22 protein-coding genes are annotated in these 18,560 nt (G+C 73.6%); all 22 read right to left on the reverse strand.

Translation table 11 applies throughout. From position 1 onward, the window contains the following. Nucleotides 1–100 precede the first annotated feature (100 nt). The gene (locus BD833_RS16060) at nt 101–1,249 is read right to left on the reverse strand and encodes an EscU/YscU/HrcU family type III secretion system export apparatus switch protein (RefSeq protein WP_166534141.1); all 1,149 of its coding nucleotides are present in this window, start codon (nt 1,247–1,249) and stop codon (nt 101–103) included. 3 nt (nt 1,250–1,252) lie between these two features. Further along, nucleotides 1,253–2,017, reverse strand: coding sequence for a flagellar biosynthetic protein FliR (fliR, locus tag BD833_RS16065; RefSeq protein WP_166534142.1), 765 nt, complete (start codon nt 2,015–2,017; stop codon nt 1,253–1,255). Nucleotides 2,018–2,022: 5 nt separating this feature from the next. Next, nucleotides 2,023–2,298 (reverse strand): flagellar biosynthesis protein FliQ, encoded by a 276-nt coding sequence (gene fliQ, locus BD833_RS16070; protein ID WP_166534143.1) that lies wholly within the window; start codon nt 2,296–2,298, stop codon nt 2,023–2,025. A 108-nt stretch (nt 2,299–2,406) separates the two neighbouring features. Further along, nucleotides 2,407–3,237, reverse strand: coding sequence for a flagellar type III secretion system pore protein FliP (gene fliP / locus BD833_RS16075; protein ID WP_166534144.1), 831 nt, complete (start codon nt 3,235–3,237; stop codon nt 2,407–2,409). Further along, complete coding sequence (locus BD833_RS16080; protein WP_166534206.1) at nt 3,234–3,671, reverse strand: FliO/MopB family protein; 438 nt, start codon at nt 3,669–3,671, stop codon at nt 3,234–3,236. The genes fliP and BD833_RS16080 overlap by 4 nt, the downstream gene beginning before the upstream one ends. An 82-nt stretch (nt 3,672–3,753) precedes the next feature. Further along, entirely contained in the window at nt 3,754–4,494 is a 741-nt protein-coding gene (gene fliN / locus BD833_RS16085) for a flagellar motor switch protein FliN (protein ID WP_166534145.1), read from the reverse strand. Beyond that, nucleotides 4,491–5,492: a flagellar motor switch protein FliM gene (locus BD833_RS16090; RefSeq protein ID WP_243737712.1), complete on the reverse strand. Its 1,002-nt coding sequence runs from the start codon at nt 5,490–5,492 to the stop codon at nt 4,491–4,493. The genes fliN and BD833_RS16090 overlap by 4 nt, the downstream gene beginning before the upstream one ends. Before the next feature lie 168 nt (nt 5,493–5,660). Next, the gene (locus tag BD833_RS16095) at nt 5,661–6,146 is read right to left on the reverse strand and encodes a flagellar basal body-associated FliL family protein (protein WP_166534147.1); all 486 of its coding nucleotides are present in this window, start codon (nt 6,144–6,146) and stop codon (nt 5,661–5,663) included. Continuing rightward, nucleotides 6,143–7,042 (reverse strand): OmpA/MotB family protein, encoded by a 900-nt coding sequence (locus tag BD833_RS16100; RefSeq protein WP_166534148.1) that lies wholly within the window; start codon nt 7,040–7,042, stop codon nt 6,143–6,145. Before BD833_RS16100 ends, BD833_RS16095 begins: the two co-directional genes overlap by 4 nt. Nucleotides 7,043–7,073: 31 nt before the next feature. Continuing rightward, nucleotides 7,074–7,844: a motility protein A gene (locus BD833_RS16105; protein WP_208092709.1), complete on the reverse strand. Its 771-nt coding sequence runs from the start codon at nt 7,842–7,844 to the stop codon at nt 7,074–7,076. 2 nt (nt 7,845–7,846) lie between these two features. Next, nucleotides 7,847–8,128: a flagellar FlbD family protein gene (locus BD833_RS16110; protein ID WP_166534149.1), complete on the reverse strand. Its 282-nt coding sequence runs from the start codon at nt 8,126–8,128 to the stop codon at nt 7,847–7,849. Nucleotides 8,129–8,331: 203 nt separating this feature from the next. Further along, complete coding sequence (locus BD833_RS16115; protein ID WP_166534150.1) at nt 8,332–9,573, reverse strand: flagellar hook protein FlgE; 1,242 nt, start codon at nt 9,571–9,573, stop codon at nt 8,332–8,334. A gap of 80 nt (nt 9,574–9,653) precedes the next feature. After that, entirely contained in the window at nt 9,654–10,076 is a 423-nt protein-coding gene (locus BD833_RS16120) for a flagellar hook assembly protein FlgD (RefSeq protein WP_243737713.1), read from the reverse strand. 15 nt (nt 10,077–10,091) lie between these two features. Beyond that, entirely contained in the window at nt 10,092–11,480 is a 1,389-nt protein-coding gene (locus tag BD833_RS16125) for a flagellar hook-length control protein FliK (protein WP_166534151.1), read from the reverse strand. Between the two features lie 73 nt (nt 11,481–11,553). Beyond that, the gene (locus tag BD833_RS16130; RefSeq protein WP_166534152.1) at nt 11,554–12,507 is read right to left on the reverse strand and encodes a lytic transglycosylase domain-containing protein; all 954 of its coding nucleotides are present in this window, start codon (nt 12,505–12,507) and stop codon (nt 11,554–11,556) included. Then, complete coding sequence (locus tag BD833_RS16135) at nt 12,495–12,977, reverse strand: flagellar export protein FliJ (RefSeq protein WP_243737714.1); 483 nt, start codon at nt 12,975–12,977, stop codon at nt 12,495–12,497. Before BD833_RS16135 ends, BD833_RS16130 begins: the two co-directional genes overlap by 13 nt. Continuing rightward, nucleotides 12,947–14,257, reverse strand: coding sequence for a FliI/YscN family ATPase (locus BD833_RS16140; RefSeq protein ID WP_166534153.1), 1,311 nt, complete (start codon nt 14,255–14,257; stop codon nt 12,947–12,949). The genes BD833_RS16135 and BD833_RS16140 overlap by 31 nt, the downstream gene beginning before the upstream one ends. After that, nucleotides 14,254–15,132, reverse strand: coding sequence for a FliH/SctL family protein (locus BD833_RS16145; protein WP_166534154.1), 879 nt, complete (start codon nt 15,130–15,132; stop codon nt 14,254–14,256). Before BD833_RS16145 ends, BD833_RS16140 begins: the two co-directional genes overlap by 4 nt. Continuing rightward, nucleotides 15,116–16,174 (reverse strand): flagellar motor switch protein FliG, encoded by a 1,059-nt coding sequence (gene fliG, locus BD833_RS16150; RefSeq protein WP_166534155.1) that lies wholly within the window; start codon nt 16,172–16,174, stop codon nt 15,116–15,118. Before fliG ends, BD833_RS16145 begins: the two co-directional genes overlap by 17 nt. 73 nt (nt 16,175–16,247) lie before the next feature. Beyond that, nucleotides 16,248–17,840, reverse strand: a complete 1,593-nt coding sequence (gene fliF / locus BD833_RS16155; RefSeq protein WP_166534156.1) for a flagellar basal-body MS-ring/collar protein FliF — start codon at nt 17,838–17,840, stop codon at nt 16,248–16,250. Beyond that, a complete protein-coding gene (gene fliE, locus BD833_RS16160; RefSeq protein WP_166534157.1) occupies nt 17,840–18,154 on the reverse strand; it encodes a flagellar hook-basal body complex protein FliE in 315 nt (104 codons plus the stop codon). Before fliE ends, fliF begins: the two co-directional genes overlap by 1 nt. After that, nucleotides 18,154–18,558 (reverse strand): flagellar basal body rod protein FlgC, encoded by a 405-nt coding sequence (locus BD833_RS16165; protein ID WP_166534158.1) that lies wholly within the window; start codon nt 18,556–18,558, stop codon nt 18,154–18,156. The genes fliE and BD833_RS16165 overlap by 1 nt, the downstream gene beginning before the upstream one ends. Nucleotides 18,559–18,560 lie beyond the last annotated feature (2 nt).

Below are 18,560 nucleotides of genomic sequence, written 5' to 3' on the forward strand. Positions count from 1 at the left end.
CCGCTCCGGGGAGGGACGACGGACGCTGGCTCACCCCTCCCTCATCGGCAGGCGGCGGAGCCGCCGGTACCGCGTCCGCCGCCGGGCGTGACCGCCGGTGCTACGCGGCGACGGGGGGTCGCCGGCGGCCGGCCTTCGGCAGGTCGGCGGTGTCGGGGGCCTCGAACCCGGGCCGGTGGAAGCCCCCGCGCACGCCGCGCGCGCCCAGGTGCATGACGAAGGCGAGCACTCGGGCGACGGCGGTGAACAGCTGCGGCGGCACCTCCTGGCCGAGCTCGCAGGAGGCGTGCAGCGCCCGGGCCAGGGGGATGTCCTGCACCATGGGGACGCGGGCCTCCGCCGCCTTCTCGCGCAGCTTGGCAGCGACCGCGCCGGCGCCCTTGGCGACCACCCGGGGGGCGCCCTTGGCGGCGTCGTACTTGAGCGCGACGGCGACGTGCGTCGGATTGACCAGCAGCACGTCGGCCTCGGCGACCTCGCTCATCATCCGGTTGCGCGACATCGCCATCTGCACGCCCTTGCGGTGCGCCTTCATGTACGGATCGCCCTCGGCCTGCTTGTGCTCCTGGGTGATCTCGTACTTGCTCATCTTCAGCTGCTTCATCATCTTCGCCCGCACGACGACGTAGTCGGCGACGGCGAGGACCAGGCCGGTCACGGCGACGACGCGGAACATGAGGATGACGGAGTCGGCGACGGTGGCGGTGACGGCCGACAGCGGCAGCGCCCCCGCGGAGGAGACCAGCGCCTGGGCGCGGTCGCTGGTGACGACCACGACCGTGCCCAGGGCGGCGGTCTTGATCAGCGCCTTGGTGGTCTCCCACAGGCCCTGCGTGCCGAACATCTTCTTGATGCCGGGGAAGGGGTTGAGCTTCTTCAGCGTCGGCTTCATCGGCTTGGCCGAGAAGTTGACCCCGCCCTGCGCGGCCGACGACGCCACGCCGACCAGCATCATCGCGATGGCGGTCGGCAGCAGGGTGGTGAGGAAGGCCATCAGCGCGGTGCCCAGCAAGGTCTTGACCGCGGTGATCTCGGGGTTGCGCGCCACCGTGGCGACGTGCACGAACAGCTGCTGCACCGTCTCGAACGCGTTGCCCACGAGCATCGGCAGCAGGAAGCTCGCCGCCGCCACGCCGAGCCAGGTGCCCAGTTCCTGGGTGCGCGGGATCTGCCCGTCCTTGCGCGCCTTCTTCAGGCGCTGCGGAGTGGGCTTCTCGGTCTTCTCACCACCCGGTCCGTCCTTGGCCACGGCTCACCCGCTCCGCAGGGAGATCATCGCCCGCACGCCGTGCTCGAGCAGGCTGTCCAGGGCCGGGGGGAGCAGCGGGAAGGTCAGCCCCAGCATCGCCAGGGTGAGCAGGATCTTCAGCGGGGGGCCGAGGGAGAAGACGTTGAGCGCGGGGGCGGCCTTGCTGAGCAGGCCGAGCGCGACGTCGGCGAGCAGCAGCACGGCGACCATCGGCCCGGCGATCTGCAGGGCGGCCAGGAACATCATGGAGAAGGCGGTCACGAGCACGGCCGCGAGCTGGTCGGTGGGGACGTCACCGCCCACCGGCAGCCCCTCGTAGGAGGTGGCGAAGCCCTTCACCATCAGCAGGTGCCCGCCGCTGGTGAACAGCAGCGTGCTGGCCAGCATGTAGTGCAGCTTGCCCAGCGAGCTGTTCTGGGTCATGGCCAGCGGGTCGTAGCCGGGCTGCATCATGAAGCCCCCGGCGAGGTCGAGGACGTCGCCGGCCATCTGCACCGCGGTGAACAGCACCTGGACGACGAAGCCCAACGCCGCGCCGATGACCACCTCGGTGGCGGCCGTGACGAGCAGGAAGCCGGCCGTGGGCTCGGGGAGGGTCGGCGCGATCTGGGTGGACAGCAGCACCGCGAGGGCCAGGGCGAGGGCGCCCTTGACGGGTGCCGGGACGACCCGGGAGTTGAACGGCGGCGCCATCAGGATGAACCCGGCGGCACGCGCCGTGCCGAGGAGCAGGGCGGCGAGCGTGACGGCCGGGACCGAGAGGTCCATGCCGGCTACGTCCGGTCGAGCAGAGCCGGCAGCTGGTCGAACAGCGACTGGGTGAAGTTGACCAGCTCGGCGAGCACCCAGTTGCCGGTGACCAGCAGGGCGATCGCCACGGCGATCATCTTCGGGACGAAGGAGAGGGTGGCCTCCTGGATCTGGGTGGCCGCCTGGAACAGCGAGATCAGGAAGCCGACCAGCAGCGCGGTCAGCAGGATCGGTGCGGCGACCTTGGCGGCGACCATCATGGTCTGCGCCGCGATGTCGGTGACGTCGGCGTCACTCATGGCTCGACTCCGAACTCGTTCCGCTCCTCGGTCGCTGTCCCCGCAAGCGGGAGGTGCCCCCAGCCTGGAGCGATGCTCGCTCGTCCGTCGTTCTCGCGTTACTCATGGCTAGCCCGTCCCCCCGTAGGAACCCACCAGCGCGGTGGTGATGAGCGCCCAGCCGTCGACGACGACGAAGAGCAGCAGCTTGAAGGGCAGCGACACGACGGTCGGCGGGACCATCATCATGCCGAGCGCCATGAGGGCGGCGCCGACGAGCATGTCGAGCACCAGGAACGGGATGAAGATGACCATCCCGATGATGAAGGCGCTCTTCAGCTCCGAGAGCACGAACGCCGGCAGCAGCGTGGTCATGCTGACCTGGGTCGCGTCGGCCGGGGCCTCCTCGCCGGACAGCTCGATCATCAGCTTCAGCTCGTCCTCGCGGGTGTTGTCGAGGAGGAACCCACGCAGCGGGACGACGCCGGAGTCGTAGGCCTGCGAGACGGTGATCGCGCCGTCCATGTAGGGCTGGACGGCGACCTCGTTGATGTCGGAGAACACCGGGCCCATCACGAACAGGGTGAGGAACAGGGCGATGCCGGTGAGCACCTGGTTGGGCGGCGACGTGGCCATCCCCAGGGCGTTCCGGGTCAGCCCCAGCACCACGATGATCTTGGTGAACGAGGTGGCGAGCAGCAGGACCGACGGGGCCACCGAGAGCACGGTGATCGCGAGGATCAGCGTGATCGAGCTGGACGGCGACCCGTTCCCGATCGAGATGTCGACCGCGCCGTCCACCGCGGGGGCGGTCGGGGCGGTCGGGGCGGTCGGCGCCGTCGGGGCGGCGGAGGCGGGCCCGGCGAGCAGCACCGCCGCGACGGTGGCCAGCACGAGGAGGAGCACGACCACGGCGGCGCGCCGGTGCAGCTCCCGGACCGGGCGCACGAGGGTCGTCATGACCGGCGGACCGTCCGCTCGCGGAGCTCGTCGACCAGCGTGCCCCAGCCCTGGCGGTCCAGGACCGAGCCGGCGAGGACGCCGTCGGAGGGCCGGGCGGCGCGGGGCGCGGGGACCGGCGGGGGAGCGGCGTCCTCGTGCGGTTCGTCCGCCGCGCGCGGCCGCGCGGGGCCCCGGCGTCCGTCCATGGCCGCCTCCACGGCCTCCGGGTCGACCTCGGCGAGCAGCGTGACCTGCTCCTCGGTCGATCCGATGACCAGGACGAGGTCGGCGACGCGGACCACGCTGACCGCGCTCGTGCGGCCCATGCGCTGCCGCGCGACGACCTCGATCAGCCCGTTGCCCTGGCCGAGGCCCTTCTTCTTGGCCAGCCGGGCGGCGAACCACAGCACGCCGGCGATGAGGACCAGCGACAGGACCAACCGGATGATCATCCAGGTCACAGGGCCACCTCGTCGGCGCTCGGCAGCCCTGCGACCAGAGGTGCTGCGTACCCGCGGGAACTCGCGAGCTCGTTCACGAGACCTGCGCCCCGAGCTCCGCGGCGTCGGTCACGATCTCGCTGATCCGCAGGCCGAAGTCCTCGTCGACGACGACGACCTCGCCCCGGGCGATCAGCGTGCCGTTGACCAGCAGGTCGGCCGGCGCGCTGGCCGCGCGGTCGAGCTCGACGACCTCGCCGGGGTGCAGGGAGAGCAGCTCCTGCACCGTCATCCGGGTCCGGCCGATCTCCACCGTGACCTCCATGGCGACGTGCCGGAGGAGCTCGAGGCTGCCGCGCTGACCGCGGGTGGCGGGCAGGGTGACCTGCAGGGCGAGGGTCGCCTGGTGCTCGCCGTCGGCCAGCAGCGGGACGGCGACCAGCATGCCCTTGTCGCGCAGCCCGTCGAGGGCGGCCACCGGCTCCTCGGTGCGCTCGGAGGCGACGCGCACCCGGCCGAGGGCCCCCGCGGCCGCCTCCAGGGCGGGGCGCAGGGCGGAGGCGACATCCATCTGGCCGACGGGGGAGTTCTCGAGGGCGTCGACGACGTCGCCGGAGACGACCAGGACGACGTCGCCGGAGACCTCGCCGGAGAGCCCGGCGGTGACCGCCACGGCGGCGCCCGCGGGCAGGGGGACGGTGTCGGGGTCGCTGACCGGCGAGCCCGCCACGAGCGCGGACGTCGAGGGGATCAGGGCCGCGGCCGCCCGGGCGGCGGCGGCGACCACCTCCGTCACGGTCTGGGAGTCCTGCGAGTCGGTGCGGGGCGCGGTCATGCGGAGTCCTTCGCGGCGTGCGGAGCGTGCGGGGTGGGGACGATCGAGGCGGCCAGGCGGCGCCGGTGGTTGCTGGCGATCGCGTAGGCGAACGTCACGTCGTTGGTGGTGACCTCGAGCGGGCTGTCCCGGGCGTGCCGGAGCAGCAGGACGTCGTCGACGGCCAGGGACAGCAGGTCCGAGGACGAGACGGTCAGCGGCGCGAAACGGACGCTGACGTCGACCGGCACCAGGTTCAGCCGCTCGATCAGCGCCTCGCGGGCGCGCTGGCGCTTGCGCAGCGCGGACTCCGACAGCTGCGGGGAGGCCGCGTTGTTCAGGGCCTGGGCGAAGGAGGAGAACGGCAGCACGACCGTGGCCTGGCCCTCGCGGCTGCCCACGGACATCGCGAAGGTCGCCACCATGACGGTGTCCGAGCCGGCGGCCGCCTGGGCGAGCTGGGGGTTGTACTCGCGGCCGATGACGACGGGCTGGATCTCGGTGATCGGGGCCAGCGAGGCGGCGAACTCGTCGAGCAGCCGCTCCAGCAGGTGGTTGCTGATCGTGGTCTCCATCGCCGTCATCGGCCGGTTCGGCTGCGACGCGTTGCCCGAGCCCCCGAGCATGTGGTCGACCATGGCCATGGCCATGTCCAGCGGGAACGCCAGGAGGCCCTTGCCGGCCAGCGGCTCCAGGCTGAACGTGGTCATGAAGCTGGGGTTGGGCAGCGTCCCGACGTAGTCGTCGTAGGAGAACTGCTCGATGCCGTCGAGCTCGAGGCGGGCGCCGGCGCGGAGGAAGGTCGTCAGGATCGTCGTCGCCTGGCGGGCGAACGCCTCCTGCGCGATCTGCATGACCCGCACGTGCTCGCGGGAGAGCTTCGTCGGGCGGCGGAAGTCGTAGGTCCGCGGCTCGCCGCGCCGGCTGCGGGTGGCCGGGCCGGCGGCGGGTGCGGGGGCCGAGGGCGGGGCCGGGGCCGGCGCGGCGGCCGGGGCCGGTCCGGTCTCGGGGGTGGTCACGAAACCCCTCATCGGCGGACGCGGGAGGGACCCTGACCGGCCCCGGCGGCGACGCCGGTCAGCCGGGACGGGAGGTTCCGGTGGTGCGGATGTGACGCGGCGGGACACCCTCCGGAGTCGGAGGGTGTCCCGCCGTGGTCGCGGCGCCCGGGGACGCCGCCCGCGGGACTACTGCGTGACGTACTCGGTGTAGTAGATGCCCATCACCGTCCGCACGCCGTCGTGGTCGGTGTACGCCTCGATGATCTTGGCCTCCAGGGCCTCCTTGAGCGCGTCGCGGGCGCCCGTGACGTCGGAGGGGTCGGCCTGGGAGAACGTGGAGATGATCATGTCCAGGGCCTTGGTGCCGTCGGCACCACCGCCACCGTGCCCGTCCCCGGCGGCCGCGCCCTCCTCGGTCAGCTCCAGGGCGACGCCGATCTTCAGGTACCCGCCACCGGCGAGATTGACCGCGACCGGCTCCAGCGCCAGGTAGGTGCCGCTGGAGACCGGCTCCACCTCGGCCTCGGCCTCGCCGGAGCTGGCGAACAGGAAGAAGTAGGCGGCACCCGCGCCGGCGAGCAGCACGACGGCGAGGACGAGCAGCAGCTTCTTCTTGCCGCCCTTGGCCTCGGTCTCCTCGCCCTCGGCGGGGGCGTTCTTGTCCTTGCTCATTCGGTCACTCCATGGTGTGCGGCGTCGATGCCCGGCAGGAGCGCGTTGGCCTCTGCCGAGGCGGTGGACAGGACGACGACGTCGACCCGTCGGTTGACGGTGAGTGCGGTCGGGTCGGACTCGGGCACCAGCGGCCGGGTCGAGGAGTAGCCCGTGGCCGCGAGCTGCGGCTGCGGGACACCGAGCTCGGCCAGGTACCGGACGACGGTGGTCGCGCGGGTGGCCGAGAGCTCCCAGTTCGACGGCCACAACCCGCCGGGGGTCACCGGCAGGTGGTTGGCGTGCCCCTCGACGTCCAGCTGGTTGGGCAGGCCGGTCAGGGTGGGGGCGACGGCCGCGAGGATCGCGCGCCCCTCCGGCCGCAGCACGGCCGCCTCGGCGTCGAAGAGGACGGCGTCGGCGACGATGTGCACCACCAGGCCGCGCTCGTCGATCTCGAAGCGCGCCGCACCCTCGTAGCCGGCGTTCGCCAGGGCGGCCTCGATGGCTGCCCGCGCGGCGGCCAGGTTGGCGTAGGCCTGCTGGGCCTCGGCGGCGATCCGCTCGGCGCGCTCGGCGGCGGCCTGGGCGGCGGCCTTGTCGATCTGGGCCTGCTGCACGGTGGGGTCCGGCGGGATGGCCGAGGCGATGTCGACCACGCCGGGCAGCCCGTCGAGGACCGAGCCCTCCGGCGTGGGGCCCGGCTGCACGGTGATCGGCCCGCCGAAGGCGTCGGACATGCCCTTGGCCAGGGCGGCGAACTTCGCCTCGTCCACCTTGCTCATCGCGAAGAGCACCACGAAGAGCACGAACAGCAGCGTCATCATGTCGAAACCCGACACCAGCCACCGTTCGTGGTTCTCGTGCTCCTCGTGCTCCTCGTGCTTCTTGCGGCGGCGGCCGTGGCCGGCGCTCACGAGGAGCCCCCCGAGGCGGGGTAGGGCGAGGTCACGCCGCTTCCTTCGCGACGGAGCCCGGCGGCACGAGCGAGGTCAGCTTCATGCGGACGGCGCGAGGGCTGGTACCGGCCTGGATCTCGGCGATGCCCTCGACCAGGAGCTCCATCTGCGCGGCCTGCAGCTCGCTGACCCGGAGGATCTTGGCGCCCATCGGCAGGAACCAGAAGTTGGCCGCCATGACGCCCCACAGCGTGGCGATGAACGCCGCGGCGACCATGGGGCCCAGCGCCTCGGGGTTGTTGAGGTTTCCCATGACGTTCATCAGGCCGACGATGCAGCCCAGGATGCCGATGGTCGGCGCGTAGCCGCCCATGTTGTTCATGAACTTGGCGGCGACCTTGTCCTCGGCCTTCTTCGCCGCGATCTCGCTCTCCAGCACCGCCCGCAGCTCCTCGGGGTCGGTGCCGTCGATGCCCATCTGCAGGCCGCGCTTCAGGAACGGGTCCTCGATGGCCTTGACCTGCGCCTCCAGCGCGAGCAGGCCCTCCTTGCGGGCCTTCTCGGCGAGGCTGACCAGGGTCTGGATCTGGTCGGTCGGCGGCGGCACCTTCGCCGGCATCACGGCCATCTTGAACCAGTTGCCGACCTTCTTCAGGTCGTCCATCGTCTGGCTGGCCGCCGCCGCGCCGAAGGTCGCGACGACGACCAGGATGATCGCCGGCAGGAAGATCAGCGACGTCGGGTCGGCGCCCTCGAGGATCATGAAGACGACCAGGGCGACGAGCGAGATGGCGAACCCGATCAGGGTGGCGGGATCCACGGTCAGCGCTCCTCGCGGCTCGGGAAGGGCAGGACCGAGGAGTCGCTGGACGCCGGCTCGGGGATGACCGAGCGGTAAACGCCGCGGTCGATCTCGTAGGAGAGGGCGAGGATGCCGGCCCGGTACTCCCGGATCTCCTGGAGCACCTCCTCGACGCTCTCCCGCACCACGTACTTGGTGCCGTCCACCAGGAAGGCGACGGTGTCCGGGTGGCCCTCGACCTTCTCGATCAGGTCGGGGTTGAGTGCGAACTGGTCGCCGTTCAGGCGCGTCACTCGGATCACGGGTCGGTCCTCTTGCTCGGTGGGGCCCGCGAACGGGCGGGAGCGGCACTGTTCTCATCGGCCCCGGACGGGGGGTCCTTGAGCCGAAGAGCCCTGGCCGGGGGCGTGCGGGGGGCGCGGAACGGACGGCCCGGCCACCCGAACGGGTGACCGGGCCGTCTCGTGTCCCTCGCGCTGGAGCGGCCCTGCAGGCGGGCCGATCATCAGCGCTTGAGGTTGACCAGGTCCTGCAGGATCTCGTCGGAGGCGGTGATCACGCGGCTGTTCGCCTGGAAGCCGCGCTGGGCGACGATCAGGCTGGTGAACTCCTCGGAGAGGTCGACGTTGGACATCTCCAGGGCGCCCGAGACCAGGTCGCCCCGTCCGCCGGCGCCGGCGACACCGATCATGGCCACACCGGAGTTGTCACCGACGCGGAACGAGCTGTTCCCGGCCTTCTCCAGCCCGCTGGGGTTGTTGAAGGCGGCCATGGCCAGCTGCCCCAGCGGCTGGCGCAGCCCGTTGGAGTAGACGCCCATGATCGTGCCGTCGTTGGAGAGCTGGAACGACTGCAGGGAGCCCAGCGCGAAGCCGTTCTGCTCCGGCGCGGTGACCTCGCTGGAGCCGGCGAACTGGCTGATCGTCCCGAGGTCGACCGCCACCGGGCCGGGCCAGCCCGCCGCACCCGGCGCGAAGCGGATCGGGCCGGTCGGCGCGGTCATGATGCCCGCGGTGTTGAACGTGACCGTGCCGTCGAACGGGTTGCCGGCGGCGTCGGTCATCGCCAGCTCGGCGCCGCCGTTGTTCTGGACGACCATGTCCCAGGTGTCCGCGGCGGTCTTGGTGAACGTGTAGGTGACCGCCTGGGCGACGCCCTGCGCGTCGTACATCGTGGTCGGGATCTGCACGAACGAGGGCACGGGCGCGGCGGCGTTGAGGTTGCCCTCCAGCTGTCCGGTCGTGGTGGCGCGCGGGTTCACGATCTGGCCGTAGGGCACGGTGAGGTCGCCGATCGGCCCGTTGGGGTTGATGTTCCCGTTGGCGCCGGCCACCCACCCCTGCAGGATGCTGCCGTCCGGCGTCACCAGCCGGCCGCTGGCGTCGAAGTCGAACGAGCCCGCCCGCGTGAACAGCTGCTCGCCACCCGGACCGGCGGTCACGAAGAAGCCGTCGCCCTCGATCATGAAGTCGGTCGAGCGGCCGGTCGACTGCGCGGCGCCGTTGGTCCAGTTGGTGGTGACGGCGGCGAGCTTGACGCCGAGACCGATCTGGGCGGGGTTCGTGCCGCCGCGATCCGCGGCCGGGGCGCCGCCGGCGCGCACGACCTGGGACAGCGTGTCCTGGAAGACGGTGGAGCTGCTCTTGAAGCCGACGGTGTTGACGTTGGCGATGTTGTTGCCGGTGACGTCCATCTTGGTCTGGTGGGCACGCAGACCGGAGATGGCGGAGAACATGGAGCGGAGCATCGGGGTCTCCTCCGGGTGGGGGCTGGGGACGGGGAGGCGCGGCTGGGGCGCGGCTCAGCGGGGGGTGGTGCGGGTCGGGGTCAGCGCTTGCCGACGTCGGTGATCCGGCCGAGCGGCACGGCGACGCCGCCGACCGTCGCGACCGCCTCGGCCTTGTCGGTGCCGAGGCGGACCGAGCTGACGACGCCGGTCTTCGCGGCGCCGCTCTCGTCGGTGTAGGTCACGGTCTGGCCGACCATCGCGCCGGCGCTGCTCGAGCGCTGGAGCGCCAGCATCGAGGCGTTCTGCTTCGCCAGCTCCTCCAGCTTCTCGACCTGGCTGAAGGTGGCGGTCTGCGCCATCAGCTGGTTCGTGTCCGCCGGGTTGCCGGGGTCCTGGTACTTCATCTGGGCCACCAGGAGCTTGAGGAAGGTGTCCTTGCCCATCTGGTCCCCGCGCTGCACGGACTGCGTGGCCGTGTACGTGGGGCCGCTCGGGACGGAACCGCTCACTGCGTCCGGCATCGGTCGACCTCCTTCTCAGACGAGCAGGTCCACGCCGGACGACGTGGATCGGTTGGTGGGCGGGTTCGGTCGCCCCTCTCCGCTATCGGCAGGCCGACCCCATGACCGTGACCGGTCCGCGGGCTGGTCCGGCCGGGTCCGGTCGCCGAACCCCTGCTGCGCCTGCTGCTCGGCCGCGTGCTTCGCCAGCCACGAGCCGCCGGCCTCCGCGTCGACCTCCACGCGGGACGGGTTCAGGCCCGCGGCCTCCAGGTCGCGGCGGAGCTCGGGGAGGGCGTCGAGCAGAGCCGCCCGGCCCAGCTCGGAGCCGCCGCGCAGGTGCAGGTCGAGGCCACCCGGCGCGACGGTCACCTGGACCTCCACCGGGCCCAGCTGCTCGGGGTTCAGGACGAGCGTCATCGTGTGCGAGCCGTTCCCGGCGCTGCTCAGCACCGCCACCTGGCGGGCCACCTGGCCGGAGACCGGCAGGGTGGCCCCCGCGCCGGTCGCGCTGTCGGCCGCCGCGGCGGGGGCGGCGGCCGCGACCTGCGCGGGAACCGCCGCGCCGCCGATCGTCGCCGCGGGCACCGGGGCGTCGGCGGTGGCGGTGTCGGGGGCAGGTGTCGCGCCGGCGGGGGTGCCCGGCTCGCCGCCCGGCCGGTCGCCGTCCGGTGTCGCGGCGCCGTCGCCGGCGACGGTCAGGGGCAGGGTGACGGGAGCGGCCGCGCCCGGGCTCCCGGCCGGGTCGGCCGGCGATCCGGTGGCCGGGCCGGCAGCGGCGGGAACCACGGGGAGGCTGGCGCCGGACGCGATCCCAGCCGTTGCCGCAGCCGCCGCGGCGGTCGGGTCCCCGGCGGTCGCCGCTGCCCCGGCGGCCGCAGCCGGCAGGGCCGGCGGAGCGGTCCCGGGCGCGCCGGTCGCGGCGGTGGCCGGCGCCGCGACCCCGGCCGCCGGTCCGGTGGCGCCCGGGGCGGGCACCGCGCCGGGGCCGGCGGCGGCGAGCGCCGCCGCTGCGGAGGTGGCCGGAGCGGGGACGCCGGGCCCGGCTGCCGCGGCGCCCGGCACTGCGCCGTCGGTGGTCGCGGTAGACCCCGTCGCGGGAGTCCCCGTCGCGGGAGTCCCGGCGGCCGGTCCCGCACCGCCCCCGAGGGCCAGGGCCCACAGCGCTGCGGCCATGCCGGCCGCGGCGGCGTCCACGACGGGAACCGGCGCGGCCTCCTCGGCCGCCGCCCCGCCGTCGCCGGGAGCGCTGCCGCCGGACCCCTGGCCGCCGCCGGGGGTGTCGCGGACCTGCCCCTGGCTCTCGGCCAGCGCGCCGTCCAGGGCCGAGGCGAACGGGCCGGCGCTCTCGCCGGACCCGCCCGGCGAGGCCGCGGCGGAGGTGGCGCGCGCCGCCGGGGCGGCGACGCTCACGGGAGCGGTCACGATGTCTCCTCGCCGGCGCTCGTCGGTCGGGTGACCGACGGCGCCCTGTCGTCCGCTGACCTCGCGAGCTCGGTCACCGGTAGGCCTCCGCCGCGCTCATCACGGAACGGACGTAGTTCTGGGTCTCGGGGTAGGGCGGGATGCCCCCGTACCGGCTCACGGTGCCGGGGCCGGCGTTGTAGGCCGCCAGGCCCAGCTGGGTCGAGCCGAACTGCCGGGTGAGGCTGCTGAGGTACTGCGCGGCCCCGTCGATCGCCGAGCCGGGGTCCATCGCGTTCACACCGAGCCCGCGCGCGGTGGCCGGCATGAACTGCATGAGCCCCTGGGCGCCGGCGGGGGAGACGGCGGAGGGGTTGAACCCGGACTCCTGCTTCGCGACCGCGGCGAGCAGGGAGGCGTCGACCCCGTGCCGGCTGGCCGCGCGGGTGAAGAGGTCGGCGTAGGGCACCCCGGCCAGCGCGGCGCCGGCCGCCGGCGCGGCGGTCGCGGCGGCCTGCTCGGGGAGGACCCGGCGGATGACCGAGGGGTTACCGACCGCCTGCACCTTGACCGTCTCGCCGGCCTGCGGTGCGGCGACCATCTGCCCGTTGCCGATGTAGATGCCCACGTGGTCGATCCCCGCGCGGGCGGAGGAGTGGTCGAAGAAGACCAGGTCACCGGGGCGCGCGGCGTCGAGCGAGGCGACGGCCTTGCCGGCGGTCGCCTGCTGCGAGGACGTGCGCGGCAGCTCGATGCCCAGGTTGCCGAAGACCAGCTTGGTGAAGCCGGAGCAGTCCAGGCCCTTGGCCGGGTCGGTGCCGCCCCACAGGTAGGGGACGCCCAGGTACTTCTGCGCCTCGCTGACCACGGCGCTCTCCGAGGCGGTGCCCGCGGACGCCGACGCGGTCCCCGCCGAGGACGTGCCGGTCAGCCCGGCGGCGCCGGCCGCGGCGGCCCAGCGGGCCGAGGACGCGGCCGCCGCCGTCTGCGGCTGGAACCGGGTGTGGATCTCGGTGATCCGCGCCTGGATGGCGCTCACGCCGTCCACGTCGCCTCCCCGTCGTCGGTGCCGGTGCGTGCGGCCCGGCCGGTCACCAGGTCGTCGATCGCGCGTTCCTCTGCCTTATCGGCAGCCTGCTGCAGCGCCAGGCGGTGCCGCTCGGCCAGCCGCTCCAGCGCCTTGGTCCGCTGCGCGGCCGCGGTCCACTGCTCCCGCACCGCGTCGGCCTGCTCGGCCGAGGCGATCGCCAGGGCGCGCGCGTCGGCGGCGTCGGTGGCCGCGGTGCGCAGGAGCACCATGGCGGCCACGAAGGAGCCGGCCGGCAGCGACGGCGGCAGGACCGCCTGCGACAGGGTGGTCTCGTACTCGGTGGCCCGCCGGGCGGCGTCGGCGGCGGCACCGGCCGCGGCGGCGGCCGCGGCGGCGGCGGCGCGCTCCTCGGTGCGGCGCAGCTCGAGCACCGGCTGCAGCCGGAAGGCGGCGCGCTTCACCCGCCCCTCACGATCCGCTGCAGCCACGCCCACGCCTCGGCCGGCGACGTCGACTCACCCAGCGGCTGCTGGAGGAACGCGTCGATGCCGGGGGCCAGCTGGCGGGCCCGGTCGACCAGCGGGTCGCTGCCGGCCTGGTAGGCGCCGATCTCGATCAGCTCGCGGACGTCGCGCAACGCGCCCATGAGCCGGCGGATCTCCCGGGCGTCGGCCATCTGCGCCGGCGGCACGACCGCACCGGCGACGCGGGAGATCGACTCGAGCACGTCGATGGCGGGGAAGTGCCCGGTGGTCGCGAGCTTCCGGGTGAGCACGATGTGCCCGTCGAGGATCGAGCGGGCGGTGTCGGCGATCGGCTCGTTGTGGTCGTCGCCCTCGACGAGGACCGTGTACAGGCCGGTGATGGAGCCGGTCGAGCCGGTGCCGGCCTTCTCCAGCAGCTGCGGCATCATCGCGAAGACGCTCGGCGGGTAGCCGCGGGTCGCCGGCGGTTCCCCGGCGGAGAGGCCGACCTCGCGCTGCGCCATGGCGGTCCGGGTGATCGAGTCCATGAGCAGCAGCACGTCGCGGCCCTCGTCGCGGAAGGCCTCGGCGATGCGGGTGGCGACGAACGCGGCCTTGAGCCGCACCAGCGGAGGCTCGTCGGAGGTGGCGACGACGACGACGGTGCGCGCCATCCCCTCCGCGCCGAGGTTCTCCTCGATGAACTCGCGCACCTCCCGGCCACGCTCACCGATCAGCCCGATGACGCGGACGTCGGCGTCGGTGCCGCGGGTGATCTGCGCGAGCAGGCTGGACTTGCCGACGCCGGAGCCGGCGAAGATGCCCAGGCGCTGGCCCTTGCCGCAGGGCACCAGGGTGTCCAGCGCGCGGACGCCGAAGGTGAGGGGCTCCTCCACGCGGGTGCGGGAGAGCGCGTGCGGGGTCTCGGTCGCGAGGTCCACCCACGAGACGCGGCTGCCCAGCGGCGGGCCGCCGTCGACCGGGCGGCCCAGGCCGTCGAGCACCCGGCCCAGCAGCGCCTGGCCCACCGGCACCTGCAGCGGGCGGCCGGTGGCGCGCACCGGGGCGCCGGCGTGCACGCCGGACAAGGCACCGAGCGGCATGCAGGTCAGCCGGTCGCGGCCGACGGCGACCACCTCGGCGAGCAGCGGCGTGCCGGTCGGGTTCACCTCGACGAGGTCGCCCACCGCCGCGCTGACGCCGTCGACGCTCATGGTCAGGCCCATCGCGCCGGTCACGACGCCGGTCACCTGCGGGCGGGCGGCGGCGCGGGCGCGCTCGAGGATGGTGGGGGAGAGGGTCACGAGCTGAGGACCGCCTGCACCCGGGCCAGCGCCGTCCCCAGCTGGGCGTCGATCCGCCGGGGCCCGGACTCGGCGACCGCGCCGGCCCGCTCCACGGTGGGGTCGGCGACGACGCGCACGCTGCCGGGCAGCTCCGCGAGCGCCTCGGCCGGGACCTCGGCGAGGTCGTCGGGGTGCAGCCGCACGACGGCGGGGGCGTCGGCCGGGACGAAGCTCAGCGCGCGGCGGACGGCGTCCATCGCCGGGTCGGCGGCCAGCGAGAGCTCCCGGCCGAGGATGTCCTCCACCAGGGTCAGCGCCGTACCGATGAGCGAGTCGCGGATGTCGTCGGCGACCGGCCGCACGCTCTCCTCCAGGTGCCGCGAGGCGGCCCCCAGGGCGGCGGCGGCCGACACCAGGCGGCGCTCCCAGCGCGCCTGCACCTCGGCCAGCCGCTCCTGGGCGTCCCGCTCGACCCCGGCGACGACGGACGCCGCGGCCAGCAGGCCCTCGGCGTGGCCGGCGGCGTAGCCCTCGGCGTGGGCCTGCGCCCGCAGCCGGGCCAGCTCCTCGGCGTAGACGTCGCCGAGGCGGTAGGTCGGCTTGCCGCCCGCGACCGGCTGGTCACCGGCCCGTCGCACCGTGCTCCGGCGCTCGACCGGGGAGGGGGTGTACGCGACCGGGGTGGCGGGGGGCGGCTCGGCGGCCGGCGCGACCAGCGCGTCCGCGGCGGTGCGGGCGACGGGGACCGCCGGTGCGGTCGCCGGTGCCGGTGCGGGCACGGTGGTGGTGTCGCCGGGGGCCGCCGCGGCGCGCTCGGCGAGCACCTCGCGGTAGGGGCGGGCCCGCGCGGCGGAACCGCCGCGCAGGACCGCACCCTCACGCGACGAAGTCATCGTCCCCGCCTCGGTTGATGGTCAGCACGCCCTGCTCCTCGAGGGTGCGGATGACCGCGACCACCTTGGCCTGCGCCTCCTCGACGGTGCGCGTGCGCACCGGGCCGAGCAGCTCGATCTCCTCGGCCAGGTTCTCGGCGGCGCGCTCGGACAGGTTGCGGCGGATCTTGTCCTGCACGTCGGGCCGCACGCCCTTGAGCGCGGTGGCCAGGTCGTTGGCCTCCACCTCGCGCAGCACCAGCTGGAGGGAGCGGTCGTCGATGGTGACGATGTCCTCGAAGACGAACATCTGCGCGCGCACCTGCTCGGCGAGCTCGGGGTCGCTGCTGTCGAGCCACTCGAGGATGGAGCGCTCGGTCGGCCGGGGGGAGCGGTTGATGATCTCGACGAGGGTCTCGACACCGCCGACGGTGGTCATGTCCTGGTGGGCGAGGATCGAGCCCATCCGGCGACCCAGCTCCTCCTCCACCAGCCGCACCATCTCGGGGGAGGTGCGGTCCATGGTGGCGATGCGGTGCGCGACCTCGGCCTGCTGCTCGGGGGCGAAGCCGGAGAGCACCTCCGCGGACTGGGCGGCCGTCAGGTGCGCGAGCACCAGCGCGATGACCTGCGGGTGCTCGTCCTTGAGGAAGGTGACCAGCTGGCGGACGTCGGCGTTCCGGAGAGACGCGAACGGCACCTCGGTGTAGACGACGTTCAGCCGGGACAGGATGCCCTCGGCCTTGTCCTGGCCGAGGCCCGCGGCGAGGATCTCGCGGGCGAACTCGACGCCGCCGCGGCCGACGAACTGCTGGGCGGTCATCAGGCTGTGGAACTCGCGCATGACGCCGTCGACGTCGTCGAGCTCCACCGAGCCGAGCTTCATGAGCTCGCGGGTGAGCGCCTCGACCTCGCGCGGGCGCAGCTGCGCCAGCAGCACGCCGGCCTCCTCCTTGCTCATCTGGGCGAGGAAGACGGCGGCCTTGCGGAGGCCGGGCAGCTCGGGCCGCGGGGGGGTGGCCACGACCGCGCCGGGCGCGGTGGGGATGCTCGCCAGGGTCATGCCGCCACCTCGCTGGCGCTCGGTGCCCGCATGCCCGTGGGTGCTGTGCTCATGCGTGAGCTCGCAAGCTCGCTCACGACTTGGTCTCGCTGAGCCAGCCGCGCAGCATGGCCGCGACCTCGTCGGGACGCTCGCTGACCATCGAGGAGATCTCCCCCCGGACCTTCGCCCGCTCGGCCGCCTCGAGCTCGAGGGCGGCGTTGTCGATCTGGACCTCCTGCCGGGTGCTGGCCACGCGCAGGCGGTCCAGCTCGGCGAGCATGTCGTCGTCGAGCTCCAGCGGCTCGTAGTCCTCCTCGACCTCCTCCCGGCGGCGCGAGCGCAGCCAGACGACGAGGACGACCAGCGCGATCCCGGCCGCGATGCCACCGGTGCGGATCATCGACCACATCTGCTCGCCGGCCTCCGCCTCGCGGGCGGCCTCCATCGCGGCGGCGGCGGCGTCGGCGGCCGTGGTGTCGAAGGGCAGCGAGGCGACCGTGATGTCGTCGCCGCGGGCCTCGTCCAGGCCGACGGCGGTGATCATGAGGTCGCGCATCTGCTGCTGGTTGAGGTTGCCGGCGACGGCGTCGTCCATGACCACCGAGACGGTCAGCCGGTTCAGCCCGCCCGGGGCGCCCTGCTCGACGGTGGTGGTCTTGCCGACGGCGTTGTTGGTGGTCGTCGACTCCTTGGAGTAGTTCGACTCGGCGCCACCCGCGTTCTCCGCGGCGTCCGGCATGTTCTCCGGCCCGAGGATGCCGCCCACCGGGGCGCCGCCGCCGGTGTACTCCTCGACGTCGCGCTGCTCGGAGACCGGCGGGACGCCCTGGTCGTAGGTGTAGGTCTCCGAGGTCGTCTCGCGCTCGGCGAGGTCGGCGTCGGCGCGCACCGACACGACGGAGCGCCCCGGACCCACCACGGAGTCGAGGATCTTCTGCGCGTTGGCCGACAGGCGGGCCTCGTAGTCGGTCTCGACCTGGGCGCGGGCGTCGCCGGCCGCCGCGGTCACACCGGTGCCGGGGGCGGAGAGCACCTGGCCGGTGGAGTCGGCCACGGTCACCTGGTCGGGGGTCATGTCCTTGACGCTGGAGGCCACCAGGTTGGTGACCGCCATGATCTGCTCGCCGGACAGCGAGGTGCCGGGCGCGAGCTGCAGCAGCACCGACGCGGTGGGCTCGGACTTCTCGGTCACGAAGACCTCGTCGCCGGCGGGCGTGATGTGCACCGTCGCCTGGCCGACGCCGTCCAGCGACTCCAGGGTGTTGGCCAGCTCGCCCTCCAGCGCCCGCTGGTAGGTCACCTGCTGCTGGAACTCGCTGGTGGTGATGCCCTGCTCGTCGAGGAGTGCGTACCCGGTGTCCTGCCCGGCGGGCAGCCCCTTGGCGCTCATGTCCAGGCGCAGGTCGTAGACCGAGTCCTTGTCGACCAGGATCGTGCCGCCGCCGTCGGTCACCTCGTTGGCCACGCCCGCGGCGTCGAGCTCGTCGACGATCGCCGCGGCGTCGCTGGTCGCGAGGTTGGTGAACAGCGGCGCCTGGGTGGGGGCGGTGATCCAGCTGTAGAAGACGAACCCGCCGAGGGTCAGCCCGACCAGCAGCAGGCCGATGACGACCTTCTGCCCGAGGCCGACCGTGTCGAACGTGGAGCGGGCACGCTCCAGCGTCCCGGCGAGTGCCGACGTCATCAGATCTGCATCCTCATGATCTCGGTGAAGGCCGCGACGGCCTGGTTCTTGATGGTCACGACCATCTCGGTCGCCACGCCGGACTCAGCCGAGGCGATCATGTAGTCGTGCACGTCCTTGAGGTCGCCGGTGGCGGCCTGCACGCCCAGCTCGGCCGTCACGTTCTGGGTGGCCTGGAGCTTGTCGAAGGAGGCGGCGAGGACGGCGGCGAAGCCGTCCGCGCCCTCCGTCGCGGGCGTGCCGCGGGTGCTGCCGGCGACGCCGGTGACGGCGCCCATCCCGACCGGGGGGATGCCGCCGAGCGGGGCGGTCATCAGTGCTTACCGAGCTGGAGCGCCGCCTGGTAGGCGTTGGTGGCCCGCTCGACCACGGCGAGGTTGGCCTGGTAGCCGCGCTGCGCCATCATCATGGCGGTCATCTGGTCACCGAGGTCGATGTCGGGGTACTTCACGTAGCCCTCGCCGTCGGCCAGCGGGTGGTCGGGCTGGTAGACCAGCCGGCCCTCGGGGTCGCCGAACTCGGCACGGGCCACGCGCACGCCGCCCTCGCCGCTGCCGTAGTCCACGGCCTGGGCGACGACGAGCCGCGCCTGGAAGGCGTCCTCGTCGGTGCGCCGCACCGTGTTGATGTTGGCGATGTTGTCGGCCGCGGCATCGAGCCACTTCCGGTGCGTCATCAGCCCGGACTGCGAGATGCCCAGTGCCTGGAAGGTGCTCATGG

It is taken from the genome of Blastococcus xanthinilyticus (assembly GCF_008124835.1).
Lineage (GTDB): Bacteria > Actinomycetota > Actinomycetes > Mycobacteriales > Geodermatophilaceae > Blastococcus > Blastococcus xanthinilyticus.